Source organism: Bdellovibrio sp. ZAP7 (genome assembly GCF_006874645.1).
In the GTDB taxonomy this organism is placed as follows: Bacteria; Bdellovibrionota; Bdellovibrionia; order Bdellovibrionales; family Bdellovibrionaceae; genus Bdellovibrio.
The window spans coordinates 2175974-2202047 of sequence record NZ_CP030082.1 but is presented as its reverse complement, the minus strand read 5'-3'; the positions used below and the strand labels follow the sequence as shown (position 1 = coordinate 2202047).

Below are 26074 nucleotides of genomic sequence, written 5' to 3'. Positions count from 1 at the left end.
ATTACGTAGAAAAGAATCAATTTATTTCGCCGGTATGATTGCCTTGGGCAGTGGTATCAGTCTTATCGATAAACTCGAGACAACAGATTTTCACGTCTTCTTTTCTGGTTGTTTTTTGGTGCTATTCACAACCGCCGTCGCTGAATCTTTTGGACGATAGACGAAAAAAAAGCCTGTCTTAGTTAAAGACAGGCTGATTATCATTTAAAAAATAAATATCGAAAATTAGAATGCTTGGCGAACTAGGCCCATAACGGATTCTTCCGTCGTTTGAGCTGCAACCGTGACATGCACAGTTTTGTTTTCAGCATGCAAAACTGCCGCAACTTCATCACGAGTTACTACTTGGCAAGCAAGCCCTGCTCCAGCAAAATGTAAATCCACGACTTTCCCATTTTGAGCAAGTGCTAGTTCTTCAGAAGTCCACTGGACCGTGTGTTCGCTTGCGATAGCTTTCTTAGTGTTATCGTATTTTGAAACACGCACCAGGAACATCATCGCTCCAAAGATCAAGACCGCGAAAAAGGGTGCCCAGCCAATCACAAGCATGTGAGAAGTAATCTTCTCCGACGCCTCGACGTTAAAGAAGAAATCAAAAATAGCAATACTGCTACCGCTGATGAACACAGCCCATAAAATTAGTGTGCAACCAGTTTCAATCAATTTTCGCATAAGTTACTCCGCCTCGATCGGGACTGATCCATGAACTGAATTGGCGTTTTGGGCCAAACAGCACTTTCGGGATCGCCACAAATAAAACAAAACTATTAATCATCCAATAAGCGAACGGATACCAGATGGCCACAAAGCCCAGGCCCGTCGAACGCTCGTAACGACCATGCAGAAATAAGCCCACCAAGAATTGGGTGAAGCTCATTACGCCAGTCAATAAAATCGCATAACTTGGGTTGATGTCGTGCAAGTTCGTTCCGAATACCGCGCACAGAATCGTCACCGGCAACATAAAGGCCCAAGTCACAGAAAAGATATATTCCAAAAGGATCAAACGTAAGCCCACGTCGCGGCTGTTTAAGACAGATTTGCCGTGTTTAAGAACAACTTCAAAACCACCTTGGGCCCAGCGAAGTCTTTGCTTCCACAAGCCTTTCAAAGTGTCTGGCATCAAGACGTCGCATTTTGCTTTGGGTTCGTACTTCAATGACCAACCAGAGGTTTGCAATTTCCAGCTGATACCGACGTCTTCAGTCACAGTGTCCGTGTCCCAGTAGCCGATGCTTTCAATTGCAGATTTACGGAACATCACCAATACGCCAGACAACGCAAATAAACGACCCAAAGTCTGGTGATAGCGTTTGATCATGCCCACGAGTGCCGAGAACTCGCCAACCTGCAATCGACCCACAAGTGTCCCGCGGTTTTTTACGCGTGGATTGCCAGTTACGCCGGCCACGTGTTCGTCACGGAAGTGTTCAAGCATAATGCGTGGAGCTTGCGAATCCAGCTCTGAATCCGCATCAATACATAGGATGAATTCATAACGGCTGGCCATCGCTCCCAAAGTCAAAGCAGCGGCTTTACCACGGTTTTGCACTAGGTTGATCACGCGCATGTGGGGACGAGTCATCGCCAATTTTTCCAGAACCATTTGCGTTTTATCGCGGCTTCCATCGTTGATGGCGATGATTTCGCATTTATCAGCAGGCAAATGATCCAACGAACGGATCGTCGCTTCCGCGCAGTTTTCTTCGTTATAGCAAGGAATCAAAATAGTGTAGGGCTGATCTGAAAACTCAGTCAGCTCCAGGCGTTTGCGTTCTCTTTTAAAATAGAAAACGAAAGCGCCCATGATCCAGATCATCGGCAACATGAAAGGAATAACTAAAAACAGGAATTTCAAAATCGCAGGCAGGTACGAAATAATCATTTTGCCTCTCCCTTGTGTTGAGGGACGCTTTTAATCACCGAGAACAGATTGGTAAATTCTGGATCCGGTTCAAATCCTTTAAAGTTCACATCATAATATAAATTCAAGTAACCTTGGGCAATCAGGTGAGCGGCATCTGATTTATAATCTTTTGGTAAAGACACGACTTCTTTGGCCGGGATAATGCCAGCTCCTGGCAAGGTTTTCGCCTTTTCCAGTTGAGCGCTCGTCAGCATAACATAGTCAAACATATTGGGATTCAAAGGCTGTTGACCAATGATGCCAAACTTCCAGCGGGGACGAATCGATTGAGCCGTCGAGATCAAGGTTTGAAGTGGAAGCTCCTCTAAGTTGTCTTTCGGAGAAACCTCAAAAAAGACGCCATCCAAATCTGTAAACTTAGCCATGTCACGAATTGCAGCGGTTGCGAGTTCCGTGTTTTTCACGAATGACTGAGGAAACTGCGCATACGCGTATGCTACGCGAGCGCGATTTTTCATCGTGTGTGCTGTGCGATTTAAATAGTCGCCATGCATTTTCATTTTATCTGTTGCAAAATAAGCTTCGCCAGAATCAGACAGTGCTTTAATCAAAACTGCGCTTGGACCCAGGGCAAGGCCCTTTTCCAGTAAATCTCCCAAGCCTTGTTCGGTTTCGGACTCTGTGTTTTTCCAGAAACTATCAATGTCGACGCGAATCATCCGCATCGGAAATTGATCATTGAAGGCATTCTCAAGAGCTGTCGCAAATTGAGGGATCTCCATCGTCGACATCACAAGGCCGCGGCCGATATGAGAAATATCATTGGCGTTGTTGAGGCCAGGGCGCAAGCTCATCTGGATTTTCATGCCAGCGTCTTCTGCAGCTTTGCGTGACAGCCCATTGGATTGGCCGTAAGGCCAAACGATGACGGTATTGTCTTTTCCTAAGTGCTTCTTAAGGGCCTCGTTGCTCTTTTTAAGATCTGCTTGAACGCGGCTTACAAATTCCTCTTCGGATTGATAGGACTTTGTCGTTGGATCGTATTTAAAATAACCTGCAACAGCTGCCTGGTTACCTTGAGGATTAAAAACTTGGCCCTGATGCAGGTCGTGAGTGTGAGAGACAATCTCAACCAATCCTGATTTTTGCATTTCTTTAAGCTGCTTCCAGTTCGCCATCTTAGGATTGGAATCTTTAAAGCCATAATCAGGAGCCGCGCCGTCTTCTGTCCATTTCGTCACAACAGCAAAGACAGCTGGGTACTTATACTGTTTTAGCAATGGATAGACATTATCATAAAATGAAGCCAGGCCGTCATCCACTGTGATAAGAACAGCTTTTGGTGGCAGAGTTTTTTTGCCGTGATTGGCATCGATGATGTCTTGCAGGCTTACGACGTTATAGTGAGCTTTAAGATAATCGAATTGGTCGACCAAATCTTTTTTGCGGATGCTGAACTCGTTGCCGACAAAGCCCGTGCTGACGTCATGGTAGCAAAGAACTGCAAAAGAATTTGGTGGAGCGGATGTCATTGCGGGCGAATTCAGAACTTGCGCTGTCGCGACAGCACTGCAAAGCAGGGCAAGCGATGAGATAAGAAATCGGGCTGATTTCAGCATCAAATTTAGTAAGTTCACGTCTTGGACGGAAGTCATCGTTTTTACACCGCTTACGGGGGATTGCCCCGTTGTTTTTTAAGTGGCAGATTTGTAATCCAGATCAAGCAAGGCGTCAACAAATGTCCTAGAACGGGGCCGCGTCTGAAATTAACCTCGCAAACAGATAAAAATCTTTTAATCTCGTGGGCTCCGGAACGAACCTGGAAGTTTATAGGATAGGGCCCAAAAACGGCGTGGGAATATTTTCAAATGCCAACCGTCCCTAAGAAGTCATTTTCAGTCCAGCCGCCCGGTTTTGGATGTGACATTGGAGACTAAGTTTTGAATCATGAATCTATGAAATCAGCCTTCATAACACTTGCTCTTTTAGTTGCTCCAGCAATGTTAAATGCTCAAATAAAACCCCATTGTTTTGCGCAGCCATGTTCCATCAAAGGAGACTTCGATGGCGACACAAAGGAAGACGTCGCAGACCTCGTCGAAAACTCTAATAAGCGGGGCATTCGCATCAAATTTGGAAGCGGCAAGCAGGTCATTATCGGTGCGGGGGAAAAGTCTATCAAAGGCCTTACGGACTTAATGTGGATGAACCTTTGGGAGCTACATAAAGGACCTATCGAAAAAGCCACGATCAAAGGCTCCGGCAAAGCTCCTTCTGCCAAAGGTGATACTCTAAAGCTCTCCGAAGAATTTGCGACCTCGGGCACTCTGTACTGGGATGGCAAAGAATTTAAGTGGTACCCACAGGTGGGTAAGTAAGCCCGTCCCAATACGACCCGGTTAAGATAAAATAACCGCATGTTTAGTGCGTCCCTGGTTTATACTTAGGGAATGGGCCTTCGATATCTACTGCTTACTCTTCCATTTTTGTCGGGATGTCTAACGGACTGTCCAGAGCAAAAATGCGGCAAGACTTGGATTCTTACGGGAGTCGTCACGGACACCCTGGGAAATCCAATTTCTAATGTGCAGGTCGATTTTGTCTCTCATTATGGGCGCCAAGAGCCCATTACTATCACGGATGCAAACGGCGAATATCACCACGTTCCTGGCGCGTCTCAACGGATGGGGCGGGCGCATTTGGTATTTTCCAAATCAGGATATCAAACCGTGAGTTCTACGGCTTTGGATGAGTATGACAGCACCTGTGATGAATCGACGTTGATTCGTAACGCCACCTTGTCGCCATAAGAAACTTCAATTACGATTTACTAGATTATCTAACGAAGGATCGATCTATGTCGTTGTTGGAAACCCTTAAAGACCAAAATCAATTGATCATTCGTCAGCGCAAGGAATTGGCTGAGTTGATCGGTTTTGAAACTCGCAATAAGTATGAAATTTGCGATCAAAACGGGCAGGTGATTGGCTTCTGCGCTGAACAACAAAAAGGTTTTTTTGGTCTTTTAATAAGACAGTTTTTGGGTCACTGGCGCAGCTTTGAACTGCATTTCTTTGATAATCAACGGCAGCAGGTCTTTACCGTAAAACATCCTTTTAAGATCTTTTTTCAACGTCTGGAAGTGTTCTCCGTGCGGGGGCAATATATAGGTGCTCTTCAGCAGCGCTTTGGTATCTTTCGTAAGAAGTTTGATATTGAAACTCCCCAAGGCCGAGTGATCATGAAAATGGAGTCGGGCTTTTTGCAGTTTTGGACATTCCCTATCTTTAAAAACTCCCAGGAAGCCGCCGTTATCAGAAAGAAATGGTCAGGCTTATTTAAAGAAGCCTTTATGGATGCGGATAACTTCCTAGTGGAGTTTGGTCGCGCCGAGCTTAGCGAAGAAGAGCGCAGTTTGATCCTGGCTTCCGCGATTTTCATCGACCTTCAATACTTTGAAAGAAAAGCGAACTCTTAAAGCCCGTTAAAATCGGGCGCCGTTTATCAAAATCTTCTCAAGATCCCTTCGCGGCGCGCCTTAAAAATCGCGCCTGACGCTGGACACATCCAACTTTGTCCAGACAAACTTTGGACAAAGTTTGGTCTGTCCAACAATCAAAATAACCCCTTTAATTTCGAATTTACATTTCCGGCGGAAAAGTAGAAACACCTTCTCATTCGAAACGAACAAGTTTTTAAAACAAAAACACTTTTAACAAAGGGAATAACAATGAAATTCGTAGCAATCATCGCTCTATTGGTTTCTTCTTCTGCATTCGCAGCTAACTACTCTGCTGACACTTCTTGGGAAGTTCTTGAAAAAGACCCAACAATCAAAATCGAAGCTGGCACAGTATTCATGGGTTCTGCAATTGACTACACTTTCGTGTGTGTTGATGGCGCTAACCTACGTACTAAAAAACCAGTAGCTCAATACGACGTTATCACTATCGGTGACAACTACCGTAAAGAAGTTTACAAAGGTTCTAAATTCTTGACGACTCCAATCAACTACACTCGTACTGCTTGGGAATGTGACTGGAACGTTAACGGTAAACACCGCACTTGCGCTGACAAAGTTATCTCTGGAACTTACGCTCTAACTGTAGACGCTAAAGTTTCTAAAGTTCTTAACACTAAAAACGGTTACGAAAAGTTCTTGTTCACAAAACAATTGAACGTACCAAACTGCCAGTAATTACTTACTGTTAGTAAGGACTCCGGGGCTTGACACCAAGCCCCGAAAGTCGTTTGTCTCGTTGCATTGAACCCCGTCCTGAGATAGTGAAAGCCATCGATTGATGGGGAACAATGGAAATTAACGTCGAACTAAACGAGCGCCAAACGGTAAGTTCAATTCCGGACCAAGTGTCCCAGGATATTGAGACTTACTTGTTGCGTTTCAAGGACCCGAAAAAGGGTCTAAGTATGTTGGCGACGAAGTCCCAGATTCATGTAAAGACGCTGAACAGATTGCGAGAGAAATCTCACAATCCAAATTACTCCACTCTTTACAAATTGTATTCCTGCTTGCTTGATACTCGCGATCTTACTCATCTGGTTACGAAGGTTCCGCCTTCGGTTCGCGAAAAGCTTGAAAAGACGGATCCACAATTAAAGTCTTCGCCCCTTCATCGTTTTAATTTTGATCTTGAAGCAGATTTGCAGAAAGATCCTTGTTTCACGGAGCTTTATGTTCTGGCTGAAACTCGCCCCTTCGATGCTAATTTTGTCCAACAGAGATTCGGTTCTTATGGTTTAGGCGTGCTCGAACGCATGATTGACCAAAAAGTTCTCCGACCCCTCGGGAATGGACTTTATGGGCAAGGTGAGGTGAGAGCACCATTTTCTGCGGAAACTATTAAATCCGTGGGAATCAGGCTCACAGAGCGATATTTAAAGCCGGGTAACTCCGACGTTAACTTCGCGAACTTAATGAATGTTTACTTCGAATCAATTAGCGAAGAGACATATCGTGAATGGATTTTGATTGAAGAGCGCGCTTTTAAAGAACGCGTAAAGCTTCTCGAAAAACCTGAAGCAAAAGGAAACATTCCGGTTTTTGCTTTCACGGCGATCGACACGCTTTTGGAGAATGAATAATGAAACTATTTATCGCACTACTTATTGCTTCGATTCTAGTTATTGGCGCTGGCCAAAGTGCATACGCAGGTGGCGGATCTTCTGGTGGTTCTGGTAACCAACCTCCGCATGGAAACGGCAGATAGCTGTTTCCGATATCAGGAAACGGTAGATAGCCGTTATCAAACATTTGATATACAATTTATGAAACCCGATGCAGAAATGTATCGGGTTTTTCTTTTTACGCTGTTGCTCTGAATCGCAACAGTATTAAAACGGCTCCATGTACTGTTGGTACACGATTTGCTTTTTATCTTTCATGAGCTTTGCAGGGGAGCAAAGTGACACTGAGGGGTAGGGAACAACAAGTGAGTCGAGTGCATCATATCTTAAGATCTGCTTTGGAGAGAAGACAGAATCTAAATCCTAAATATTCGTTACGCAATTTCGCTAAAGACCTTGCGGTCAATCCAAGTTTTGTTTCTCGTATTTTGACTGGAAAACAAACGGTCCCAACTTCGCGGTTGGAGCAAATCATTCAGACGCTGGAAATGGATGCTCACACATCCAAGATGCTAAAAATTGAACTGATCAAAGACTATATGAAAGAACTGGGGCTGCATGAAAAAGAGCTCCTCAAAGAGGAGCTCTGGGAAGCTGTGTCTGACGAGGTCATATAAATACGAGCGAGGTCTTGTTAGTAAATACCCAAGACCTTCCACCAAACGGCGCCTAAGCCCATCCAAATAATGATGTAGACGATGGAGAATATGAAACCGATTCTCCACCAGTCTTTTAGCTCGACGTAACCGACGCCGTATAAAATCGGTGCAGGTCCATGGGCATAGTGGGTCAGAACTCCAGAGAGTGAACCCGTAAAACCCAACATCAGCGCCACTAGTTTTCCTTCGATGCCAACGGCGAGCGCAACTGCAAGCATCGCTGAATACATTGCCGCCACGTGAGCGGTCGCACTCGCAAACAAATAACGAGTATAAAAATAGACCAAGATCACAGCAGGGAAAGCCCAGTACCACGGAAGATGTCCAAGTTCGCCTTTCACAATGCCGCTAAACCAGCTGACGAAGCCCAATTGATTAAGGCCTTCAGCCATCATCACGAGGGCTGAAAACCACACCATCGTATCCCACGCGCCTTTTTCACCCTTTACATCTTCCCAAGTTAGAACTCCGCTTAACAGCAGGAATGAAAGTCCAATCATCGCGCCAACAGTCGCATCAATTTTTAATTGTGGTCCGAAAATCCACATCACCAAAAGCATCACGAACGCGACCACCATCAACCACTCATTGCGGGTGACCGTGCCGAGTTCTTTTAGTTTTCCCTTGGTTTCCTGTTGAACCGACCGAGTGTCTTTTAATTCCGGCGGATAGATTTTAAATAATAACCACGGTGTTAAGGCCAAGCAAACAAGTCCCGGCACCAAAGCTGCCATCGCCCAGCCACCCCAGGAAATTTCCACGCCCAAGTCTTTTGCAAACTTCTGGCACATGGAGTTGGAGGCGGTTCCTGTGATGAACATCGCCGCACCCAAGAGATTGGCGTAATAAGAATTCAAAGTTAAATACGCACCCATCCGACGGTGAGTTTTAGGATCGGCAGGATCAGAACCAAATCCCATCGAGATGGATTTCATGATTGGCATCAAAATACCACCGGCCCGAGCCGTGTTGCTTGGAGTGGCGGGAGCTAACACCAAATCCGAAAACGCCAAACCATAAGCGATACCCAAAGGTGTGCCGCCCAATTTTACGATAAACCAATAAGCAATTCTTTTTCCTAAACCTGTTTTAATGAAACCACGAGAAATAAAAAAGGCGATGGTGATCATCCAGATGGTGCCGTTGCCGAATCCACTTAATGCTAATTTCACTGATTGAGAAATATCACCCGGGGCGCGCAACTGCAGGGCTGCCACCAAGGCAATCGAAATCATCGAGATACTTCCCATGGTCGCGGCTTTGATAACAATACCAAAGATCGCTGAAATAAAGATCGCAAATAAATGCCAGGCACCTTCTTTCAGTCCGGCAGGGGGAGGAGTGATCCAGATAAGACCGCCTAAAATAACCACTGCGAGCCAGGCCTTATAGTTCATTTCCTGATCTTTATTCATGAGAATCCTTTCGCTTGAATAAAACTAGCGTAAAGGACTTGTTTCAGACTGTAAAGGACTTGAGTTTAACGAAAAATAATCTGTCATGCTAAACGTCAGATGTTTGCGTACCCCTTCTTGCTATGTATCATCATCGTATGCGCATCCGACAAGTTGGTTTCTCATCTCGCTTAAAAGCTCATCGCAAGCTCCTGACTTTGGAGACTTTGAAATTCATCGTGGAATATCTTCGTGATGGCAACGCTCGCTTGGCGGCGTTTCGTTCCGGTGTTCCCGAAAATTATGCTTCTAAGCAAGGGGCCTGGCTTAAGAAACACCCCATCGTCCTTGCTGCGATGGAGGCGGAAGTCGATGCGCGAGATGCGTTGCGATTGCAAAAAGCCGTCGCTGAAATTGATCGTCAGATGGATATTTGTAAAGACATTTTAGGACTGCAGGATTTTTAATGAAGAATTGTTTTTCAAAAGTTATTTTTACTGTTCTGATTTTTTGCTCATTCGCGGCTCATGCGCAAATGTTTTCAGGCTTGATGCCTCCTTCGAAGCAGCGCGGAGTTTTAACTTACACAGGTTCCATCCAGCCAGATACGACGTTCAATTCAACGGACGGCAAGGCTAGCTTAAATCGTGGCACGGTCATCACCAGCGTTCCGGTTTATAAGACTGAAAAAGAAAGTTATGGCGTTAGCATGTTGGGACATTGGATGGATTTGTATCCTGACCAAGCAGCTATGCCGGATCTTTATCAATTTGACGTGGGATTGACGTACACTCGCATGGTGGATGAAAAAGCTTATTGGGCTTTGAACGGAAACTTTGGTTCTGCCAGTGATAAACCGTTTAAAGATCCTTCGGTAGATACTATCGGCGGAAATTTCTTTTATATCGATCCGGTGGATGAAACTGGCAGCTGGGTTTATTTGGTGAATTATTCGAACAATCGCCCGATCCTGAATGGAATTCCTCTTCCGGGTTTTGCTTATATGTACACGCCTTCGAAAACTTTCCGCGGGACATTCGGGGCTCCCTTCGCGACGATCTATTGGGAGTTTGTCGACCGGTGGTCTCTTAACTTCTTCACGTTGATTCCTTGGGTGATTAAAACTTCAGTGGATTACTCTATCGCGGGGCCAATGAAGGCTTCCTTGGGATTGGATTTTTCTCAGTCTACTTATTATTTGTATGGACGAGCGAACCGTAAAGAGCGTCTGTTTTATGATGAAAAGCGTGTGTACGTCGGATTTAAAACTCCACTGTCTATGCAGTTTATGACGGAAGTGGAAGCGGGATATTCATTTGATCGCCGTTATTTTCAGGATGAGAACTATGATATCAGCCCCAAGAATGCGATTCACTTGGGAACAAGTCCTTACCTGAAGCTGCAATTAACGTCTTTGTTTTAGATTTTAGCGATCAGAGGAAAGAAGGCGGTAAACAGAAGTGCCGGCTGCTGCAAAAAACACCGGCTTCTGCGTTTTTGCAGAAGCGATCTTCAAGTAGCTGCTCAAAAGAAGAGCCAAGAAGATGAAAAACCAATTGCTTGGTGAAAGGTGTAAAAGCATACGTTCCTAGGAGCTTTTTTTGCTCTTTAAGTAACCAACATAGTATTCAATACCGCTAGTTATACTCAAAATGACGCTTACCCACAAGACCCCGTAGCCAACTTTGTCCAAATAAGGGATGTATTGGTCAATGTTTCCAATAATTACACAGGGAATGGCCACCATTTGCATGGCCGTTTTCCATTTTCCCGCTGGTTTGGCGTCAATGATGATTTGATCTGCCGCAGCAACGGAACGGATGCCTCCGATAAAGTTGTCGCGGGCCAGGATAATGATCACCATCCAGGCGTCGATTTTACCCAAAGCCAGCAGCATTGCGAGGATGCTGGTCACCAGGATTTTATCGGCGATTGGGTCCATGAATTTACCGAAATTGCTGACGGCGCCGTATTTACGAGCATAGTAGCCGTCAAAATAGTCCGTGATAGAAGCGAGCATAAAGATAAGCGCCGCGACGATATTCCAAGCCAGCTTGTCGGGGTACATGGCCCCGACAACAAACGGCACCATAAAGATGCGGCTCATGGTAATTCTCATGGGAAGCTTTTTTTGCCACTCAGTGACTTGCATGCATTCTCCAAATCGCACGAAAAAATAATGCGTAGACTTAAACTAACAATTTAGTCTAGAAATAATCAATGTTTATTCATCGTCATAAAGTGCAGTTTTACGAAACAGACCTCATGGGAATTGTCCATCACAGCAATTACCTGCGTTTTTACGAAGAAGCGCGGGTGGCGTGGGCCATCGACAAGGGTTTGATCGACTATCAAAAACCGGAATCCGCCAGTTACTTTGCAGTTTATGAAACCCAGGTTAAGCATTTGAAGCCGACATTTTTTGGCGATGATCTGGAAATCGAGGTCCAAGCTCGTGTGGAGTTGAGCCGTCTGATTTTCCAGTACCGCATGCGCGGGCGTGGAGGCACGACGTGTTCTGTTGCCCAAACAGTGCATGTGGCCTTGGATAAAGATTTGAAATTGATGAGATTACCGGCCGGGATTAAGGCCGCAGTGGAGAAAGAATCATGGACAGAAACCTGGCTTTAGAATTTGTACGTGTCACCGAAGCAGCAGCACTAGAATCCGCTCGTTGGATGGGAAGAGGCGATGAAAAAGCCGCCGATGCGGCAGCCGTGGATGCCATGAGAAAAGCTTTCGATGTTCTTCGTATGGACGGCACTGTTGTCATCGGCGAAGGGGAGCGTGATGAAGCTCCAATGCTTTATATCGGTGAAAAAGTAGGAACTAAAACAGACGATGCTCCGGCATTGGATATCGCCTTGGATCCGCTTGAAGGTACTACAATCTGCGCAACCGGTGGCCCGGGCTCTATTTCTGTGATCGCGGTGGCTGAAAAAGGAAAATTCCTTCATGCGCCTGATACTTACATGGATAAAATTGCATGTGGTCCTGGGGCAAAGGGTAAAATCGATATCGACAAATCTCCGACTGAAAACGTACAGGCCGTCGCTAAGGCCTTGGGTAAAGAAGTCAGCGACATGACGGTTGTGATCTTGAACCGTCCTCGTCACAAAGAATTGATTGATGAAGTTCGTAAAACGGGTGCTCGCATCCAGTTGATTGGTGATGGTGATGTTTCTGCTGCGGTTTCTGCAGCTTGGCCTGACTCGGGTATCGATTTGCTTATCGGTATCGGTGGCGCCCCAGAAGGCGTTATCTCCGCAGCCGCAATGCAATGCTTGGGTGGTGACTTTCAAGGTCGCTTGAAATGGAGAAACGACGAAGAAAAAGCTCGTGCTTCTAAAATGGGTCTTAAAGACTTGGACAAAAAATTCACTTGTGATGAACTTGCAAGTGGCTCTGTTATGTTTGTCGCCACAGGGATCACAGATGGTTCATTGCTTAAGGGTGTTCGCTTCCTTCCAGATGGAAAGGCGAAAAGCCACTCGATCGTGATGCGTTCTCAAACGGGCACTATCCGTACCATTGAATCGTTCCATGATTTCACTTGGAAGAAAAACAAGAAGAGCTAAGTCATGAGTGTGCAGCTTTTTTGTTTCAGTTGCAAAAAAGAGATGTCCTTCGCAGGAAACATTGGCCGTCGTGAGGAATGCCCTCACTGTCGCGCCGATGTGCATGTCTGCAAAAATTGCGATTTCTATGATCCAAAAGTTTACAACGAATGCCGTGAAACTTCGGCCGATGTCGTGCGTGAAAAAGATCGCGCGAACTTTTGCGACTACTTCACTCCGCGCAAAGGTGGAGCAGGTCAAGAAGACCAAGCTGCCAAATTAAAAGCCGCCGCCGAAGCACTTTTCAATTTTAAAAAGTAGGAAATGGTGAAAACAACGCAATCGACTGCGTTGTCGGGCACTCGCTTGCTCTTCGGCGTACTGGGAGTACGCCTGCGTGGCAGCGAGCACCCTCCGCCTTGCGCTTGCATTGTTTTGACCATTTCTGTTTTGCGTTGGGGGAGTGGGGAGCTTGTGCTGGCGCACTCGCTTTTAGAGCTTGCGCTGCGCGCTCGCTGTTTTGGGGGCTTTGGGCTGGAGTTCTTGGACTTTTGGGTTTTTCTTTTGCTTAATCGAAATGTAAAAGGGGGCTTCCGTCCATAGCCACTATCGCTTTTCGTGTTTAAGATTGTACTTGTAACTGCGAGTTTTCTTAAAGGAGGGTAAGATGCCTAACAGAGAGATGCCTCAAAAACAAAATAGTAGTATGCCAAAATCCGATGTGCCTCCGAAATTTTCCGAGGACACTCATAAAAAATATCATTCCGATCAATCCGGTCAGCTGCCTGATGAGGAATTCCAAGCAGACAGCAATTGGCCCGAGGAAGATGAGTCTTCGGCGCAAAATGCTTCGCAACGAAATCCCCCTGGCGCCACGGAAGCCGATCGTTCACTGCGCGGTTCGAAAGTGAATCAGGCTAAAACTGGAAGCAGACAACAGCCGGAAGAAGATGATGATCTGACCGAGTTTGAGCGAACTGGACGCGAAAGTTTAATAGATGAAAATTCCAGCGAAAGACGTAGTAAAAAATCAACTCATTGAACAAGAAATTGAATGATGAGAAAGATTTAAGCTAACGACGGACGCTCGAGTGAAAATGCACGGCCTTTTAAGTCGTGCATTTTCTTTTTTAGCCATGCGTACAAATATCCCGGCAAGTTACCACACTAAATTTCTATTTTGGAGTCGCGCTGGTGACAGCATTTCGTACGTCTGTTAAGGTCTAGACAGATGAAAGCTCTGAGCCGTGCCGTATTGGATAATATTGAACTGGATTTTTGCCGTCGTAGTAAAGCGGCCGCCGTCGGCTTTATGGTTGTTTTTACGATTTTATTAATCAAACCCGTAGCGACCACTCCTTCTTTTTATATCTGGCATCAGTTGGCAGCAGGGCTTGCTTTGGGCTGCAGTACTCTGCGCTTGATTATTGGTATCATTGTTAGCCGTGATGGCTTGAAAGCACTTTATAAATGGGCTGGACTTCATGGCGTTCTGATTCTGATCAGTTCAACTTGTTTGGGAATTCTTTGTTCGATGGGTTTTTGGGATCCACAAAATCCCGACTCAAAAATCTTTGTCACAAGCTTTTTGGTCAGTGCGATCATGGCAGGGTCTGCGACATCCCTTTCTTTAAGTCCGCGCATTTCAGCCTACTTCTTAATTTGGGTTGGAGTCATTCCCGGGCTTTTCTTGGCGTTTTCCAACCATCAGGGTGATCTACCCTACGGAGTTTGGACAGTTTTCGTCTTTACGTTTGTGGTCTACGTTTACGGAAACTCGCGCGAATTTTACCAAAGTATGGTCACGCGCTATGAAACAGAAGAAGCGCTGACTATCGAAAAACAAAATCTGACTTTGGCGATTCAACAATTGGAAAATACCCAGGACGAATTGTTAAACCAGAAATCCCGTGCCGAGTACTCTGCCAAACTGGCCTCCCTGGGGGAGATGGCCGGGGGGATTGCTCACGAAATCAATACACCACTTAATGTGATTTTGCTTTCCGCCGAACAGCAGATGGAACTTTTAGAAGACAGCCATATGGATCGTCAGACCATGAAGGCTTCGATTGAAAAGGTTCAATCAACGACAAATCGAATTGCAACGATTGTGCGCGGTCTTCGTACTTTTGCTCGTGATGGTGCGAAGGATCCGATTGAAGCGATTCCGGTGCAAACCCTTATCGATAACACGCTCTCGCTTTGCTATGAGAAGTTTAAACTAGCGAATGTGGATCTGCGTTTACCCCCGCCAACGAATTTAGTTTTGCGCTGCCGTCCTGTTCAGATCTCACAGGTGATGCTGAATCTTTTAAATAATTCTTTTGAGGCGATTCGTGATTTGCCTAAAAAATGGATCGCGATTGAGGTGCTTGATTTGGGGGACCAAATTGAAATTCGCATCACTGACAGTGGCGAGGGAATTGATCCTTCGATTCAGGCGGAAATCTTTAGGCCGTTTTATACGACCAAAGAAATTGGCAAGGGGACGGGGTTGGGTTTAAGTATTTCCCGCGGCTTGATCGAGGCGCACCACGGGCAGCTTTATGTCGATACCGACCACAAACACACGTCTTTCGTGATTCGACTTCCAAAATAGTAATTAAAATTAAGCGGGCAGAGCTTGTTTGACCATTTCCAAAAGTTCGGCTCTGTTGACGGGCTTGGGAATGAAGCCGACACAATGGGGATTTTTCTTGAGTTCGTCTTCGTCGCCACCCACATAGCCTGAGATAAACATCACACGGGTTTCATCGTCAGGAACGGCACTAATGCGCTTTAGGAGTTCAAAGCCATCGCAAACAGGCATCCGGATGTCGCTGATAACTAAATCGGGATTCCAGGATTGGACTTTCTCAAAGCCCACGCAGCCGTCTTCAGCCAGCGCAACGTCGTAGTTGGCCCGAGTCAGAAAGTAGGAGATCAAGTCACGTAAGTCTTTTTCATCATCTACGATGAGAATCTTGTGTTTCATGATCAAACTCCTTTCTGCCTCCGGTATATGCAAGCTTTTATACCTTGTCCAGTTAAGAGCCTGACGTCGAACGCAAGATTAAGTCGATGTAACATAAGCATTTTAAGCCATCTGTAGGATGTGGTCTAGGCTAGCGTTGACTGTATGTGATCCGAAAGTCACAGTGATTGCATATGGCAAAAGCATCAACCACAGAAGTTTTCAACTGCACCCCTGAACAATTCTTTAAAATCATCTCTGACTATGAAAAATATCATGAGTTTTTGGCAGAGGTTAAACAATGCAAAGTCCTAAAAACTGAAGGTAATCGTAAACTCGTTGAATACAACGTCGCGGTCGTTAAAACCTTCAAATATGCATTGTGGATGACGGAAACGCCGTCCACTGGCATCACTTGGGAGTTCGCTTCCGGTGATATGTTTAAAACATCTGTGGGCTCTTGGAAACTTCAAGATGAGGCTGGTAAGACACGTGCCACATACACTGTTGAAGCGACATTTAACATGTTTGTTCCGGGCCCTATTGCCAATGCCTTGGTGAGTGTAAATTTGCCGAACATGATGAGCTCTTATCACAAACGAGTGAAGCAACTATATGGCGTCTGATTCCGGTTCCAAGAAAGATGAAAAAGAAAGCCCGACAGACATCAAAGGTCTTTTGGGTGACACCGTAAAGAAAGTTTTTACGGCGGGCGTTTCTGCCGCTTTCATGAGCGAAGAAGGCCTTAAAAGTTATCTTTCTGAACTGAAACTTCCTAAAGAAGCTCTGAACTTGCTGATTCAGGGGGCGAATAAATCCAAGGACGAAATCACCCAGCGTGTGACCAAAGAAGTCGTCGGTATCATTCAAAAAATTGATTTCGTTAAAGAGTTTTCTAAATTCGCAGAGACGCATAAATTCAAAATCTCTGCCGAAATCGATATTATTAAAAAAGATTCCAAAGACACGAAGACTGACGAAGCCTAGACTCTTGTCCGTCTCAAGTTGGGAAAAATAAAACCGATAAGAATGTCATGATGGAAACAGAAATCCTGACATTTATATCGGTTGTTTTATTTTGTTTTTGCTGCCGCCAGTTGATTCATACGGTGACGGCACCCATCCCAGTTTTTGCCAATCAAAGACCTTACGCCCACAGAGCCATGCAACTTGGCAAGGGCTACAAAATAATGGCGTGGGCCCTCATGACGTCCGTGTTTTTAGTCGGCACCGCTGTGTCATTTTATCAAGTGTTTACAACTCTCTAAATCCTATGTGACTATCCTAGTGAACGATCGGTGGATCCGTTCGGCGTTGGGAGGTTTCGATGGCATCATTCTCTACGGTTAATCCGGCAACAGGCGAACAGCTTTCAAAATTTGATCACGTCACTTGGGATCAAGCCGAGTTGATGATTCTGGATGCTAAAAAAGATTTCGAAAAATGGCGTAAATATTCTTTCGCAGAGCGCTCGAAAGTTCTTCACAATCTCGCCGCAAGCCTTCGTAAACACGGTGATGATCTGGCTTTGCAGATGCATATGGAAATGGGGAAATTGATTCCCGAAGGCAAGGCCGAAGTTGAAAAGTGTGCTGTCACTTGCGAGTACTATGCAAAAGAAGCAGCCGGGATGCTGGCCAATCAAAAAAGCGCCTCTCCCTATAAAGATGCCGAAGTCAGCTTTTCCCCTCTGGGTGTGATTTTCAGTGTGATGCCGTGGAATTTTCCTTTGTGGCAGGTGATTCGTTTTGCGGCTCCGTCTTTAATGGCGGGGAACGTGATTATATTAAAACATGCAGACTTAACGGCTGGGGTCGCTGAAAAAATCGGCAAGATTTTTAAAGACCTGACATCTGACCTGACTCTTTTACGCAATTGTCAGGTGGACCATGCGGTCGCCGAAAAAATCATCGCTCACCCGATGGTTCGAGGGATCACCTTCACCGGAAGCACTGAGGGTGGACGTGCTGTCGCAACAACGGCAGCCAAGAATCTGAAAAAAATCGTTCTGGAGCTTGGTGGCAGCGATGCCTACATTGTTTTGGAGGATGCAGATATTTATAAGGCTGCAAAAGCTTGTGCTAAAACGCGTTTGCAAAACTGTGGACAAAGCTGTGTTGCCGGGAAACGCTTTATCGTCGTCGAAAAAGTCCTGAAAGAATTTTTATCAGCGATGGAGCATGAGATGAAAATCCTGCCTCTGGCTCCTTTAGCAAGTAAGCGTTTTCAAGACACCATCATTACTCAAGTGGAAAAATTGAAAAACTGGGGTGGTAAAGTCGTCTTTGGAGGAACAGCTCCGCAAGGGCCTGCGGCTTTTTATCCGGCGTCCATGGTGCTTTTTGAGCAAAATAATTCCGAAGTTCATCACGAAGAAGTCTTTGGGCCGGTGGCCTTGGTTTTTGTGGCGAAAGACGCCAACGAGGCGATGGCGATCGCTAATTCTTCACCCTATGGCTTAGGCGGTGGTATCTTCACACGCGATCTGCAAAAAGGGAAAGAGCTCATCGAGAAAGAAATGGAAGCGGGCTTTGTTGTCGTAAATGATTTTGTAAAATCAGATCCCCGCATTCCTTTTGGCGGAGTGAAAGATTCTGGTTACGGCCGTGAGCTGGGTCATTTCGGAATCATGGAATTTGTGAACATCAAGACCGTCGGCGTGGGAGCAGTTGAGTGAAGAAATTGACGGGCAGCGCGCGCCCCAAGCAGGATTTGGATCATCACGTTTGGAAATTAATTAAAAAATTTGATCTGCAAGACAAGAAAATTTTAGTGGCTTTATCGGGTGGGGCAGATTCTGTTGCAACTCTTGCCGTGTTGGCGAAAGTTGTGAAGCCCGAAAATCTGGGAGCTTGTTACTTTCACCATGGTGACGATAAAAATCAGGAATACCGCAAAGAGGCGCAGCTTTTTTGCGAGAAACTGTGCAAGAAATTACATGTGGAGTTTTTTGTTTTAAAATCCCGCTCCCTGGCAAAATCCGAAGCTCAATACCGTGATCAGCGCTATGAGGCTTTGGCTCGTTTGCAAAAAGAGCAAGGATTCGAAGTTTTGGCGACAGGACATCATGCTGATGATCTTTTGGAAACACGTCTGATGCGTATCGTGCGCGGCACAGGGGCTCAGGGTTTGGTTGCTATGTCTTACTACAGTGGCGGCGTATTTAGACCATTTTTGGAAACGCCTAAATCGGAACTTCGTAAATATTTACGTTCCGAAAAGCTTCGCGCTTTTGAAGATCCCTCGAATGCGCTCCTGGACCCTTTCAGAAACTGGGTCCGTGAAGACTGGCTAAAGTCCTTGGAGAAGCGTCAGAAAGGGGCTGTGAACAGTCTGGCTCGTTCGCTCGAAACGTTGGCTCAGGAGCTGCATTCTTTGGAGCACAAGCCAGGGACTGATTTGCTGAGTCAAAATGAGGCTAATAAACCACAGGACGTCAAAGGACTCTCTAGAGCTTTCTATTTAACATTATCTCCATTTGAGCAACGGCGTCTTCTCGCACAGTATTTATTCTCCCTCGGAAAACGAGATTTTTCACAATCTCAGCTTGAAGAAATTCAAAAGCGCCTAGACAAACCGCAAAAAGTGATCAGCTTTAAGGTTAGTGGTTGTGATTGGGAAATTAACGCGCAGCAAATCAAGGTCGAGTCTTGAATTGAGTCCAAGTTGCCCGCCCTTTAGGCGGAGACATTCCCTCTCGAGAAAACTGCGTAAAGTTGCTTTAATTAGCTCGGGGCTTCTGTTAGTCTAAGATGGTTCTATCTGGATGAGAGAAGTGAGCGAAAGGAATCGAAATGCGATCTACACAGAAAACACTCGCCTTATGGTTTTTCCTAATCATCATGGCTGTATTTTTGTTTCAAGCCTATGAGAGCAAACACCAAAGACTGATTGGCGAGTTTAATTATTCTAAATTTACAGAAGCGGTAAAAGCTAAAGAAGTAGCTTCCGTAACTTTCCGTCAAGAGACCAGCGAAATTATCGGTGAGATGAAGCCTGACTTTGAGAAAAAGTACAACGGCACTCATTTCCAAATCGTCGGTAACACGCAAGATGAAGGTTTCAAATTCTTGGAAGCTAACGGCATCACGCCAAATTACGAGCGTGCTGATAATGGTGGCTTCTTCCAATCATTGATCGTGAACTGGTTGCCATTGATTTTGATCGTGGCGATGTTCCTGTTTATCATGCGCCAAATTCAAGTCGGTGGTGGTAAGGCGATGTCTTTTGGTAAATCGCGTGCGCGTCTTTTAACTGAGCACAAAAACCGTGTGACGTTCAAAGAGGTCGCTGGCGTTGACGAAGCGAAGGACGATCTGCAAGAGATCGTAAGCTTCCTGAAAGATCCTAAGAAATATACAAAACTGGGTGGCCGCATTCCAAAAGGTGTTCTTTTGGTGGGTTCTCCGGGTACAGGTAAAACATTGCTTGCTCGCGCCGTCGCGGGTGAAGCAGGTGTTCCATTCTTCACGATCTCTGGTTCTGACTTCGTCGAGATGTTCGTGGGTGTGGGTGCGTCCCGTGTTCGTGACTTGTTTGAACAAGGTAAAAAGAATGCTCCTTGCTTGATCTTCATCGACGAGATCGATGCCGTAGGTCGCCATCGTGGTGCCGGCATGGGTGGTGGTCATGACGAGCGTGAGCAAACTCTGAATCAGCTTTTGGTTGAGATGGATGGTTTTGAGTCATCTGAAGGTGTGATCATGATCGCAGCGACGAATCGTCCTGACGTTCTGGATCCAGCGTTGTTGCGTCCAGGTCGTTTCGACCGTCGTGTTGTTGTGAATAAACCAGATCTTAAAGGTCGTGAGCAAATCTTGGCCGTTCACACGCGTAAGACTCCACTTGGGCCTGACGTGGATACTTCTAAAATCGCTCGTGGTACTCCAGGCTTCTCGGGTGCAGACCTTGAAAACCTGGTGAACGAAGCAGCCCTTGTGGCGGCTCGTACAGACAAAAAGTATCTTGAGATGGAAGATTTTGAAAAAGCTAAAGACAAAGTGATCATGGGTTCTGAAAGACGATCTATGGTTATCTCGGATGAAGATAAAAAAGTGACCGCATACCATGAAGCGGGTCACACTTTGGTGAACAGAAAACTTCAAGGTTTGGATCCGATCCATAAAGTTACGATCATCCCTCGTGGTATGGCTTTGGGAGTTACTCAAACGCTTCCAGAAAAAGAATCCGTGTCTTTGTCGAAATCCACTGCTGAGAACATGATTGCATTCTTGTTCGGTGGTCGTGCGGCTGAAGAAGTGATCTTTAAGGATGTAACGACGGGCGCTGGCAACGATATCGAACGCGCCACTTCCATCGCTCGCCGTATGGTTTGCGAATGGGGTATGTCGAAACTTGGACCTTTGGCGTTTGAAAAATCTGGCGGCGAAGTGTTCTTGGGTATGCAATACGGTCATCAAGGCCACAAAGAATACTCTGAAGCGAAAGCTGAAGAGATCGATGCGGAAGTTTCAAAAATCATCAATACAGGTTACGCAACTGCAGTTCGTATCTTGACTGAGAACAAGCAAGCTCTTGAGTCTATCACTCAAGCACTTATTGAATATGAAACGATTGATGGTCATGAAGTTGATATGATGATCAACGGTGCTGCGGTTTCTGAAATTGAAAAATACAGAAATAATCGCCGTGACACCAATCTGGCATTGGCGGCAGCTTCGGGTGTCGGTAAAAAGGATGATTCCTCTGGGTCCGATCCAGTTGGGAACACCGGGCCAGTGACAATTTAATGAATCTTTTAAAGCTCCGGGGAAACTCGGAGCTTTTTGTGCTTTAACCCCATTACTTTTTTTGATTGGGCATCTTGATGTTGCAGCAGTTTTTCGACAACCTCATCTTCATCGTTCAGCATTTGCGTGTGCAAGATGCGATCGACATGATCCTGGTGTGGATGGTTGTGTATCGTATCCTGGTTCTGATTAAAAGAACGGGAACGATTCAAATGCTCTCCGGGCTAGGCGTGTTAGCTATCGGCTATATCCTAAGCATCTGGCTTGAGCTATTTACCTTCAACTGGATCTTGGAAAAGTTCTTCTCTAATTTATTCGTGATTGTGGTGGTTCTGTTCCAGGCCGAGATTCGCAGAGCCTTGGCTCACATTGGATCTAATCCATTCTTCACAGATGCCTCTACAATCCAGGAAACTCAAGTTATCGAAGAGATTGCTAAAGGGATCATCCTCACAGCACAGAAGGGCTTTGGAGCCCTCGTCGTGGTGGAGCGTGAGATCGTGATCGATTATCACATTGAGTTTGGAACTGAGATGGAATCAAAAGTTTCGGCGGAGCTTCTGGCTTCTATTTTTCATCCTGAAAGTCCCATGCATGATGGCGCCGTGCTTATCCGAAACGGTAAGCTCCATTCTGCCGGATGTTTCCTGCCGCTTTCTAAAAACCCAGCTCTGGATAAAAACTTAGGGACACGTCATCGTGCTGCGATTGGTTTAACGGAAGAAACGGATGCTCTGGTGTTTGTGGTTTCTGAGGAAAACAAATCCATTGGTATCGTACAGGGTGGTCATTTAAGCCCGAACGTGGAGTTGGGTGATATTCGTAAGGCCTTGTATGAGACGTTTGGTCTTAAATATAAAGCTTTCTCGCAGCAGGGGGATCTGTCATGAGACGCCGTTGGACCAATGCTGTGACTGAAAATTTTAGTTACAAAGTAGTAGCCTTGTTTATTTCCCTGATTCTGTGGTTGACCATTTTGGGCCGCCGCGATTTTGTTTTAAGCAAAAACGTCGAAGTCGACCTGGTGACAGCCCCCGGCACCCATGTGGTGGCGCAGACAACTGACCACATCAAGGTAAAGGTTTCAGGGCCCCGAGCTGCTTTAAAGAAGTTTATGGAAAGCTCTTTGTCTCAGAATATCAATCTTGATATCTCTCAAAAAGGCGAAGGCGTAGTTTATGTCGATATTCCACTGAATAAGATCGACGTCCCACTGGGAGTTAAAATCCTGGGGGTTCGTCCAAATCAGATTCAGGTTGAAGTAGTGAAGATTAAAGGCGACGAAAATGACGAACAAAAAGGTCAGTAAAGTGGAAAAGAAATCAGCAAAACTTTTTGGTACGGATGGAATCCGTGGAACTGCCAATCAATATCCAATGACTCCGGATATGGTAGTAAAAATCGGTCAAGCGATCGGTTACATTTTGCAAAAACAAAAATACAATGCCCATCCCTCGCTTCGTAAAGTGGTTATAGGTAAAGACACGCGTCTTTCCGGTTACATGATTGAGCAAGCTTTGGCGAGTGGTCTAAACTCTATGGGGGTAGCTGTACAATTGGTGGGGCCACTTCCAACTCCCGGTATCGGCTATCTGACTCGTACTATGCGTGCGGTGGCGGGTATCGTGATTTCCGCTTCCCACAATCCATTCCACGATAATGGTATTAAAGTTTTCGGTGCGGATGGTTTTAAAATTTCTGAAGAGATGGAGCGCGAAATCGAGCGCCTGGTTCTGGAAGAAGATCTGACAGCTCTTTTGCCTCCAAGCAAAGAGATCGGTCGTACTCGTCGTATCGACGACTCCCAAGGCCGTTATATCGTTTACGTAAAATCCACTTTCCCATTGGAATACACATTGGATGGGATGCGTATCGTTCTGGATACGGCGAATGGTGCGGCTTACAAGGTGGCGCCTTCGATTTTCCAAGAGTTGGGTGCGGAAGTGATCCAATTGGGTGACGATCCAAATGGTACAAACATCAATGATAAAGTTGGTGCTTTGTATCCAGCCAAACTTGCGGAAGCAGTGGTTCAGTACCGTGCTGACGTGGGTATCAGTCTTGATGGTGACGCTGATCGTGTGATCATGGTTGATGAAAAAGGTCAGATCGTAAATGGTGACCGTATTCTAGCAATCAGTGCTCTGCATATGAAAGAGCGTGGTCTTTTGAAAAACAACACGTTGGTAGCTACACAGATGTCGAACTTCGGTCTTGAAAAAGCCATGAACGATGCGGGTATCAAAGTTGTTAAAGTCGGTGTGGGTGACAAATACGTTGTCGAAGAGATGCGCAAAAATGGTTATAACCTGGGTGGCGAACAATCTGGTCATATTATTTTCCTTGATCACACCACAACGGGTGACGGCTGTATCGCGGCTTTGAGTGTTCTTGCAGTGATGAAGCAAACAGATAAGAAAATGAGCGACCTTGCGCGTGTCTTTGATGATATGCCACAGGTTTTAATCAATCTTCGCGTGAAACGTCGTATGGAGCTTGATGACATCAAGGGTTACCATGATTTGATTGCGCACATCGAAAAGAAACTTGCTGGCAACGGTCGCGTCTTTGTTCGTTTCTCTGGAACTGAACCTGTGATCCGCGTCCTTGTTGAAGGCAAAGACAAAACTGAAATCTCCACTTATGCTGACGAGATTGCGGCATTCCTCGAGAAAGAACTTAGCTAATGAAACATAAAATTCGCTTGGGCGTGAACGTTGATCACGTCGCTACACTTCGTCAGGTTCGTGGTGGAACCACGTCTTATCCTAATTTACTGGATATGGTGAAAAAGTCTGTTAAGGGCGGTGCTGAGCAAATCACGATTCATTTGCGTGAGGACCGTCGTCACATCCAGTTGCATGATTTGAAAACGCTTTCTAAGTCTTGCCCGGTGCCTTTGAATTTGGAAATGGCTGCGACAGCTCAAATGGTGGCATTTGCTAAAAAGTACCGTCCTCAGTGGGTTTGTTTCGTTCCGGAAAAGCGTGCTGAATTAACGACCGAGGGTGGCCTTGATGTAAAAAAAGGTTATAAGAAAATGCTTCCGATGGTTGAGAAACTTCAACGCATCGGTATTGAAATCTCCATGTTTATCGAGCCTTCCATCCAACAAGTTGAAGCTTCTTTTGAAGTGGGTGCTGATGCCGTTGAGTTTCATACCGGCAAATGGGTTCATCTTAAAGGGGCCGCGAAAGCCAAAGAATGGAAACGCCTGGTTGAGGCCGCAGAGTGGGCGAATTACTTGGGTTTGAATGTGCATGCGGGGCATGGTCTAGATTACGCACACTCAAAAGAAATCAACAAGTTGCCATACCTTCAAGAGGTGAACATCGGTCACTCTTTGGTTTGTTATGCACTTGAAGACGGTATGGAAACAGCCGTTAAAAAGATGCGTAAGATCTTAAAGTAAAACTTTATGTCTTCTATCCTGAATTCTCAACGCCACATACAAACCGTGCCAGAACTTAAAGTGTTTTGGCAGGAGTTCCTGCCACATTTAAGTGATCGCTGTGTTTTACTTTTAAGTGGTGACGTCGGGGCAGGGAAGACAACTTCTGTTCAGGCCATTGCCGAAGTTTTGGGGATGAAAGATGTGCAGTCACCCTCTTTCGCAATTCACCTTCGTTACGAAAACGCCCAAGGCAAAGCGATGGATCACCTGGATTTGTACCGCTTGGACGACGACGATGATTTGGAAAGTTCAGGATTTTGGGATTTGTTTGCACCCAAACAAGGTCTGGTTGTGATCGAATGGGCACAGCGTTTGGATTACGACTATCTTCCATTAAACTGGCAGCGAATCGAAGTCAGTATCACCAAAGGTCCTTCGGAAACTGAGCGTATTATTACCTCCCGAGTCTTAGGTTAAGCCTGCATTTTGTTTTTCCTCATACCGCATTGTGCACCCTCGTGGCTCTGCAGTCTCAGGAGTAAAATCATAGGCATCAGGAGGAAATTTATGGATAACAACTCCTCTGAAAAACCACTCGTGTTAGAGAATAAAATCAAGAATCCCAAACAGTTTGCATGGCGCATTTTTCTCCAGGCCGGGGAGCACGGAAAAGGTTTTTTTCTGTAACATAACCGCTGCAAAAGGTGCCTGCCGGTTTTTGCACAAACAACGCGTTAAAGTTGCGCTGAGTGGTCTGACCAAATACCCTGTCAGTATGTTCACGCAAAAACCCCTGCCGTCCGCTCTAAAAGGCCCTAGAATCACTCTTGAACGCCATACCTCATCATTGGCGCCCATAATGTTTGCGACGATTGATGCCAATCGTGAGCACTTACAATTCATGCCCTGGATTCAGTTCACTAAGACCGCGGATGACTCTAAAAAATGGATCGATGTGACCTTGGCCGAGTGGGATAATTTGTCCCTGTTTGATTACGGAATCTATTTAGAAGGTCGCTACGTAGGCAGTGCCGGGGTTCACAGTATCAATTGGGAGTTTAAAAATTGCGAGCTGGGTTACTGGATTTCCAAAGAGTTCGAGGGTCGCGGCATTGTCAGTGAAGTCGTTAAACTTTTGGAGTCCGCGTGTTTTAAACAGGGTTTTCACAGAGTGGAAATTCGTTGTGCGGGTTTTAATGAAGCATCGGCTCGTGTCGCTCTTAAAAATGGCTATAAACTCGAAGGCGAATTGCGCGAAGACTCACTGATTAACGGCGAGTATCGCAGTACAAAAGTGTTTGGAAAGCTTCGTCGTGAATGGGAGTCAGCTTAGCAGATTGGTCTCGGCTCAGTCG

Annotated in this window: 32 protein-coding genes; 26 read left to right on the top strand and 6 right to left on the bottom strand. The window is 45.7% G+C overall.

What is annotated here, in order from left to right:
• Positions 1 to 225: 225 nt before the first annotated feature.
• Genes DOM22_RS10675 through pgaB form a run of 3 tightly spaced genes read right to left on the bottom strand, consistent with a single transcriptional unit; the run spans position 226 to position 3522 of the window.
• Positions 226 to 672, bottom strand: coding sequence for a hypothetical protein (locus tag DOM22_RS10675; protein WP_142700334.1), 447 nt, complete (start codon positions 670 to 672; stop codon positions 226 to 228).
• Positions 656 to 1885: a poly-beta-1,6-N-acetyl-D-glucosamine synthase gene (gene pgaC / locus DOM22_RS10670; RefSeq protein WP_142700333.1), complete on the bottom strand. Its 1230-nt coding sequence runs from the start codon at positions 1883 to 1885 to the stop codon at positions 656 to 658. Before pgaC ends, DOM22_RS10675 begins: the two co-directional genes overlap by 17 nt.
• Positions 1882 to 3522 carry a poly-beta-1,6-N-acetyl-D-glucosamine N-deacetylase PgaB gene (gene pgaB, locus DOM22_RS10665; RefSeq protein WP_142700332.1) on the bottom strand — a complete coding sequence of 547 codons (1641 nt, stop codon included), beginning with the start codon at positions 3520 to 3522 and terminating at the stop codon, positions 1882 to 1884. The genes pgaC and pgaB overlap by 4 nt, the downstream gene beginning before the upstream one ends.
• A 285-nt stretch (positions 3523 to 3807) precedes the next feature.
• On the opposite strand from pgaB, the gene DOM22_RS10660 reads away from it, so the two are divergent.
• The 7 genes from DOM22_RS10660 (at position 3808) to DOM22_RS10635 (ending at position 7629) form a co-directional block, all read left to right on the top strand.
• On the top strand, positions 3808 to 4245 hold the full coding sequence (locus DOM22_RS10660; RefSeq protein WP_210415611.1) for a hypothetical protein: 438 nt from the start codon (positions 3808 to 3810) through the stop codon (positions 4243 to 4245).
• 72 nt (positions 4246 to 4317) lie between these two features.
• Entirely contained in the window at positions 4318 to 4677 is a 360-nt protein-coding gene (locus DOM22_RS10655) for a carboxypeptidase-like regulatory domain-containing protein (RefSeq protein WP_142700330.1), read from the top strand.
• 47 nt (positions 4678 to 4724) lie between these two features.
• On the top strand, positions 4725 to 5345 hold the full coding sequence (locus DOM22_RS10650; RefSeq protein ID WP_142700329.1) for a phospholipid scramblase-related protein: 621 nt from the start codon (positions 4725 to 4727) through the stop codon (positions 5343 to 5345).
• 252 nt (positions 5346 to 5597) lie between these two features.
• Positions 5598 to 6065 (top strand): hypothetical protein, encoded by a 468-nt coding sequence (locus DOM22_RS10645; RefSeq protein WP_142700328.1) that lies wholly within the window; start codon positions 5598 to 5600, stop codon positions 6063 to 6065.
• A 113-nt stretch (positions 6066 to 6178) separates the two neighbouring features.
• Complete coding sequence (locus tag DOM22_RS10640; RefSeq protein ID WP_142700327.1) at positions 6179 to 6970, top strand: hypothetical protein; 792 nt, start codon at positions 6179 to 6181, stop codon at positions 6968 to 6970.
• Complete coding sequence (locus DOM22_RS20155; RefSeq protein WP_255489925.1) at positions 6970 to 7095, top strand: hypothetical protein; 126 nt, start codon at positions 6970 to 6972, stop codon at positions 7093 to 7095. Before DOM22_RS10640 ends, DOM22_RS20155 begins: the two co-directional genes overlap by 1 nt.
• 222 nt (positions 7096 to 7317) lie before the next feature.
• The gene (locus DOM22_RS10635; RefSeq protein WP_142700326.1) at positions 7318 to 7629 is read left to right on the top strand and encodes a hypothetical protein; all 312 of its coding nucleotides are present in this window, start codon (positions 7318 to 7320) and stop codon (positions 7627 to 7629) included.
• A 17-nt stretch (positions 7630 to 7646) separates the two neighbouring features.
• On the opposite strand, the gene DOM22_RS10630 is transcribed toward DOM22_RS10635, so the two are convergent.
• A complete protein-coding gene (locus DOM22_RS10630) occupies positions 7647 to 9086 on the bottom strand; it encodes an anion permease (protein ID WP_210415610.1) in 1440 nt (479 codons plus the stop codon).
• A gap of 122 nt (positions 9087 to 9208) precedes the next feature.
• Between DOM22_RS10630 and DOM22_RS10625 the strand changes: the two genes are divergently transcribed.
• Together DOM22_RS10625 and DOM22_RS10620 are read left to right on the top strand one after the other, a co-directional pair.
• Positions 9209 to 9532 (top strand): hypothetical protein, encoded by a 324-nt coding sequence (locus DOM22_RS10625; protein ID WP_246845585.1) that lies wholly within the window; start codon positions 9209 to 9211, stop codon positions 9530 to 9532.
• Entirely contained in the window at positions 9532 to 10488 is a 957-nt protein-coding gene (locus DOM22_RS10620; protein ID WP_142700324.1) for a hypothetical protein, read from the top strand. Before DOM22_RS10625 ends, DOM22_RS10620 begins: the two co-directional genes overlap by 1 nt.
• Before the next feature lie 165 nt (positions 10489 to 10653).
• Here the strand turns inward: DOM22_RS10620 and pgsA are convergent, their stop codons facing one another.
• Positions 10654 to 11217, bottom strand: coding sequence for a CDP-diacylglycerol--glycerol-3-phosphate 3-phosphatidyltransferase (pgsA, locus tag DOM22_RS10615; protein ID WP_142700323.1), 564 nt, complete (start codon positions 11215 to 11217; stop codon positions 10654 to 10656).
• Positions 11218 to 11285: 68 nt separating this feature from the next.
• Here pgsA and DOM22_RS10610 point away from each other — a divergent pair, with 68 nt between their 5' ends.
• From DOM22_RS10610 to DOM22_RS10590, 5 genes are all read left to right on the top strand, one after another.
• The gene (locus DOM22_RS10610; protein WP_142700322.1) at positions 11286 to 11696 is read left to right on the top strand and encodes a thioesterase family protein; all 411 of its coding nucleotides are present in this window, start codon (positions 11286 to 11288) and stop codon (positions 11694 to 11696) included.
• A complete protein-coding gene (glpX, locus tag DOM22_RS10605; RefSeq protein WP_142700321.1) occupies positions 11675 to 12643 on the top strand; it encodes a class II fructose-bisphosphatase in 969 nt (322 codons plus the stop codon). The genes DOM22_RS10610 and glpX overlap by 22 nt, the downstream gene beginning before the upstream one ends.
• Before the next feature lie 3 nt (positions 12644 to 12646).
• Positions 12647 to 12943 carry a hypothetical protein gene (locus DOM22_RS10600; protein WP_142700320.1) on the top strand — a complete coding sequence of 99 codons (297 nt, stop codon included), beginning with the start codon at positions 12647 to 12649 and terminating at the stop codon, positions 12941 to 12943.
• Between the two features lie 346 nt (positions 12944 to 13289).
• Positions 13290 to 13664 carry a hypothetical protein gene (locus DOM22_RS10595; protein ID WP_142700319.1) on the top strand — a complete coding sequence of 125 codons (375 nt, stop codon included), beginning with the start codon at positions 13290 to 13292 and terminating at the stop codon, positions 13662 to 13664.
• Positions 13665 to 13853: 189 nt separating this feature from the next.
• Complete coding sequence (locus DOM22_RS10590; RefSeq protein ID WP_142700318.1) at positions 13854 to 15221, top strand: ATP-binding protein; 1368 nt, start codon at positions 13854 to 13856, stop codon at positions 15219 to 15221.
• A 9-nt stretch (positions 15222 to 15230) separates the two neighbouring features.
• On the opposite strand, the gene DOM22_RS10585 is transcribed toward DOM22_RS10590, so the two are convergent.
• Positions 15231 to 15596, bottom strand: coding sequence for a response regulator (locus DOM22_RS10585; RefSeq protein ID WP_142700317.1), 366 nt, complete (start codon positions 15594 to 15596; stop codon positions 15231 to 15233).
• A gap of 173 nt (positions 15597 to 15769) precedes the next feature.
• Between DOM22_RS10585 and DOM22_RS10580 the strand changes: the two genes are divergently transcribed.
• The 12 genes from DOM22_RS10580 to DOM22_RS10525 all read left to right on the top strand — a co-directional run bounded on the left by DOM22_RS10580 (position 15770) and on the right by DOM22_RS10525 (position 26052).
• On the top strand, positions 15770 to 16201 hold the full coding sequence (locus DOM22_RS10580) for a type II toxin-antitoxin system RatA family toxin (RefSeq protein ID WP_142700316.1): 432 nt from the start codon (positions 15770 to 15772) through the stop codon (positions 16199 to 16201).
• Positions 16191 to 16562: a hypothetical protein gene (locus DOM22_RS10575; RefSeq protein WP_142700315.1), complete on the top strand. Its 372-nt coding sequence runs from the start codon at positions 16191 to 16193 to the stop codon at positions 16560 to 16562. The genes DOM22_RS10580 and DOM22_RS10575 overlap by 11 nt, the downstream gene beginning before the upstream one ends.
• A 47-nt stretch (positions 16563 to 16609) precedes the next feature.
• Positions 16610 to 16843: a hypothetical protein gene (locus tag DOM22_RS10570; protein WP_142700314.1), complete on the top strand. Its 234-nt coding sequence runs from the start codon at positions 16610 to 16612 to the stop codon at positions 16841 to 16843.
• Positions 16844 to 16902: 59 nt separating this feature from the next.
• On the top strand, positions 16903 to 18252 hold the full coding sequence (locus DOM22_RS10565; RefSeq protein ID WP_142700313.1) for an aldehyde dehydrogenase family protein: 1350 nt from the start codon (positions 16903 to 16905) through the stop codon (positions 18250 to 18252).
• Positions 18249 to 19229, top strand: a complete 981-nt coding sequence (gene tilS / locus DOM22_RS10560) for a tRNA lysidine(34) synthetase TilS (protein WP_246845584.1) — start codon at positions 18249 to 18251, stop codon at positions 19227 to 19229. Before DOM22_RS10565 ends, tilS begins: the two co-directional genes overlap by 4 nt.
• 140 nt (positions 19230 to 19369) lie before the next feature.
• A complete protein-coding gene (ftsH, locus tag DOM22_RS10555; RefSeq protein WP_142700312.1) occupies positions 19370 to 21325 on the top strand; it encodes an ATP-dependent zinc metalloprotease FtsH in 1956 nt (651 codons plus the stop codon).
• Positions 21326 to 21402: 77 nt separating this feature from the next.
• Positions 21403 to 22215 (top strand): diadenylate cyclase CdaA, encoded by an 813-nt coding sequence (gene cdaA / locus DOM22_RS10550; RefSeq protein WP_142700311.1) that lies wholly within the window; start codon positions 21403 to 21405, stop codon positions 22213 to 22215.
• Positions 22212 to 22634, top strand: a complete 423-nt coding sequence (locus DOM22_RS10545; protein WP_142700310.1) for a CdaR family protein — start codon at positions 22212 to 22214, stop codon at positions 22632 to 22634. The genes cdaA and DOM22_RS10545 overlap by 4 nt, the downstream gene beginning before the upstream one ends.
• The gene (glmM, locus tag DOM22_RS10540; protein ID WP_371715066.1) at positions 22612 to 24012 is read left to right on the top strand and encodes a phosphoglucosamine mutase; all 1401 of its coding nucleotides are present in this window, start codon (positions 22612 to 22614) and stop codon (positions 24010 to 24012) included. Before DOM22_RS10545 ends, glmM begins: the two co-directional genes overlap by 23 nt.
• The gene (locus DOM22_RS10535) at positions 24012 to 24737 is read left to right on the top strand and encodes a pyridoxine 5'-phosphate synthase (protein ID WP_142700309.1); all 726 of its coding nucleotides are present in this window, start codon (positions 24012 to 24014) and stop codon (positions 24735 to 24737) included. The genes glmM and DOM22_RS10535 overlap by 1 nt, the downstream gene beginning before the upstream one ends.
• A gap of 6 nt (positions 24738 to 24743) precedes the next feature.
• Positions 24744 to 25196, top strand: a complete 453-nt coding sequence (gene tsaE, locus DOM22_RS10530; RefSeq protein ID WP_142700308.1) for a tRNA (adenosine(37)-N6)-threonylcarbamoyltransferase complex ATPase subunit type 1 TsaE — start codon at positions 24744 to 24746, stop codon at positions 25194 to 25196.
• Positions 25197 to 25494: 298 nt separating this feature from the next.
• Complete coding sequence (locus DOM22_RS10525; RefSeq protein ID WP_142700307.1) at positions 25495 to 26052, top strand: GNAT family N-acetyltransferase; 558 nt, start codon at positions 25495 to 25497, stop codon at positions 26050 to 26052.
• Positions 26053 to 26074: the final 22 nt, after the last annotated feature.

What these genes read in the sequence shown, in the direction of transcription:
- DOM22_RS10675 (WP_142700334.1), bottom strand. Translation starts at nt 672, where the DNA reads ATGCGAAAATTGATTGAAACTGGTTGCACACTAATTTTATGGGCTGTG.
- pgaC (WP_142700333.1), bottom strand. Translation starts at nt 1,885, where the DNA reads ATGATTATTTCGTACCTGCCTGCGATTTTGAAATTCCTGTTTTTAGTT.
- pgaB (WP_142700332.1), bottom strand. Translation starts at nt 3,522, where the DNA reads ATGACTTCCGTCCAAGACGTGAACTTACTAAATTTGATGCTGAAATCA.
- DOM22_RS10655 (WP_142700330.1), top strand. Translation starts at nt 4,318, where the DNA reads ATGGGCCTTCGATATCTACTGCTTACTCTTCCATTTTTGTCGGGATGT.
- DOM22_RS10650 (WP_142700329.1), top strand. Translation starts at nt 4,725, where the DNA reads ATGTCGTTGTTGGAAACCCTTAAAGACCAAAATCAATTGATCATTCGT.
- DOM22_RS10645 (WP_142700328.1), top strand. Translation starts at nt 5,598, where the DNA reads ATGAAATTCGTAGCAATCATCGCTCTATTGGTTTCTTCTTCTGCATTC.
- DOM22_RS10640 (WP_142700327.1), top strand. Translation starts at nt 6,179, where the DNA reads ATGGAAATTAACGTCGAACTAAACGAGCGCCAAACGGTAAGTTCAATT.
- DOM22_RS20155 (WP_255489925.1), top strand. Translation starts at nt 6,970, where the DNA reads ATGAAACTATTTATCGCACTACTTATTGCTTCGATTCTAGTTATTGGC.
- DOM22_RS10630 (WP_210415610.1), bottom strand. Translation starts at nt 9,086, where the DNA reads ATGAATAAAGATCAGGAAATGAACTATAAGGCCTGGCTCGCAGTGGTT.
- DOM22_RS10625 (WP_246845585.1), top strand. Translation starts at nt 9,209, where the DNA reads ATGTATCATCATCGTATGCGCATCCGACAAGTTGGTTTCTCATCTCGC.
- DOM22_RS10620 (WP_142700324.1), top strand. Translation starts at nt 9,532, where the DNA reads ATGAAGAATTGTTTTTCAAAAGTTATTTTTACTGTTCTGATTTTTTGC.
- pgsA (WP_142700323.1), bottom strand. Translation starts at nt 11,217, where the DNA reads ATGCAAGTCACTGAGTGGCAAAAAAAGCTTCCCATGAGAATTACCATG.
- DOM22_RS10610 (WP_142700322.1), top strand. Translation starts at nt 11,286, where the DNA reads ATGTTTATTCATCGTCATAAAGTGCAGTTTTACGAAACAGACCTCATG.
- glpX (WP_142700321.1), top strand. Translation starts at nt 11,675, where the DNA reads ATGGACAGAAACCTGGCTTTAGAATTTGTACGTGTCACCGAAGCAGCA.
- DOM22_RS10600 (WP_142700320.1), top strand. Translation starts at nt 12,647, where the DNA reads ATGAGTGTGCAGCTTTTTTGTTTCAGTTGCAAAAAAGAGATGTCCTTC.
- DOM22_RS10595 (WP_142700319.1), top strand. Translation starts at nt 13,290, where the DNA reads ATGCCTAACAGAGAGATGCCTCAAAAACAAAATAGTAGTATGCCAAAA.
- DOM22_RS10590 (WP_142700318.1), top strand. Translation starts at nt 13,854, where the DNA reads ATGAAAGCTCTGAGCCGTGCCGTATTGGATAATATTGAACTGGATTTT.
- DOM22_RS10585 (WP_142700317.1), bottom strand. Translation starts at nt 15,596, where the DNA reads ATGAAACACAAGATTCTCATCGTAGATGATGAAAAAGACTTACGTGAC.
- DOM22_RS10580 (WP_142700316.1), top strand. Translation starts at nt 15,770, where the DNA reads ATGGCAAAAGCATCAACCACAGAAGTTTTCAACTGCACCCCTGAACAA.
- DOM22_RS10575 (WP_142700315.1), top strand. Translation starts at nt 16,191, where the DNA reads ATGGCGTCTGATTCCGGTTCCAAGAAAGATGAAAAAGAAAGCCCGACA.
- DOM22_RS10570 (WP_142700314.1), top strand. Translation starts at nt 16,610, where the DNA reads ATGATGGAAACAGAAATCCTGACATTTATATCGGTTGTTTTATTTTGT.
- DOM22_RS10565 (WP_142700313.1), top strand. Translation starts at nt 16,903, where the DNA reads ATGGCATCATTCTCTACGGTTAATCCGGCAACAGGCGAACAGCTTTCA.
- ftsH (WP_142700312.1), top strand. Translation starts at nt 19,370, where the DNA reads ATGCGATCTACACAGAAAACACTCGCCTTATGGTTTTTCCTAATCATC.
- cdaA (WP_142700311.1), top strand. Translation starts at nt 21,403, where the DNA reads ATGTTGCAGCAGTTTTTCGACAACCTCATCTTCATCGTTCAGCATTTG.
- DOM22_RS10545 (WP_142700310.1), top strand. Translation starts at nt 22,212, where the DNA reads ATGAGACGCCGTTGGACCAATGCTGTGACTGAAAATTTTAGTTACAAA.
- glmM (WP_371715066.1), top strand. Translation starts at nt 22,612, where the DNA reads ATGACGAACAAAAAGGTCAGTAAAGTGGAAAAGAAATCAGCAAAACTT.
- DOM22_RS10535 (WP_142700309.1), top strand. Translation starts at nt 24,012, where the DNA reads ATGAAACATAAAATTCGCTTGGGCGTGAACGTTGATCACGTCGCTACA.
- tsaE (WP_142700308.1), top strand. Translation starts at nt 24,744, where the DNA reads ATGTCTTCTATCCTGAATTCTCAACGCCACATACAAACCGTGCCAGAA.
- DOM22_RS10525 (WP_142700307.1), top strand. Translation starts at nt 25,495, where the DNA reads ATGTTCACGCAAAAACCCCTGCCGTCCGCTCTAAAAGGCCCTAGAATC.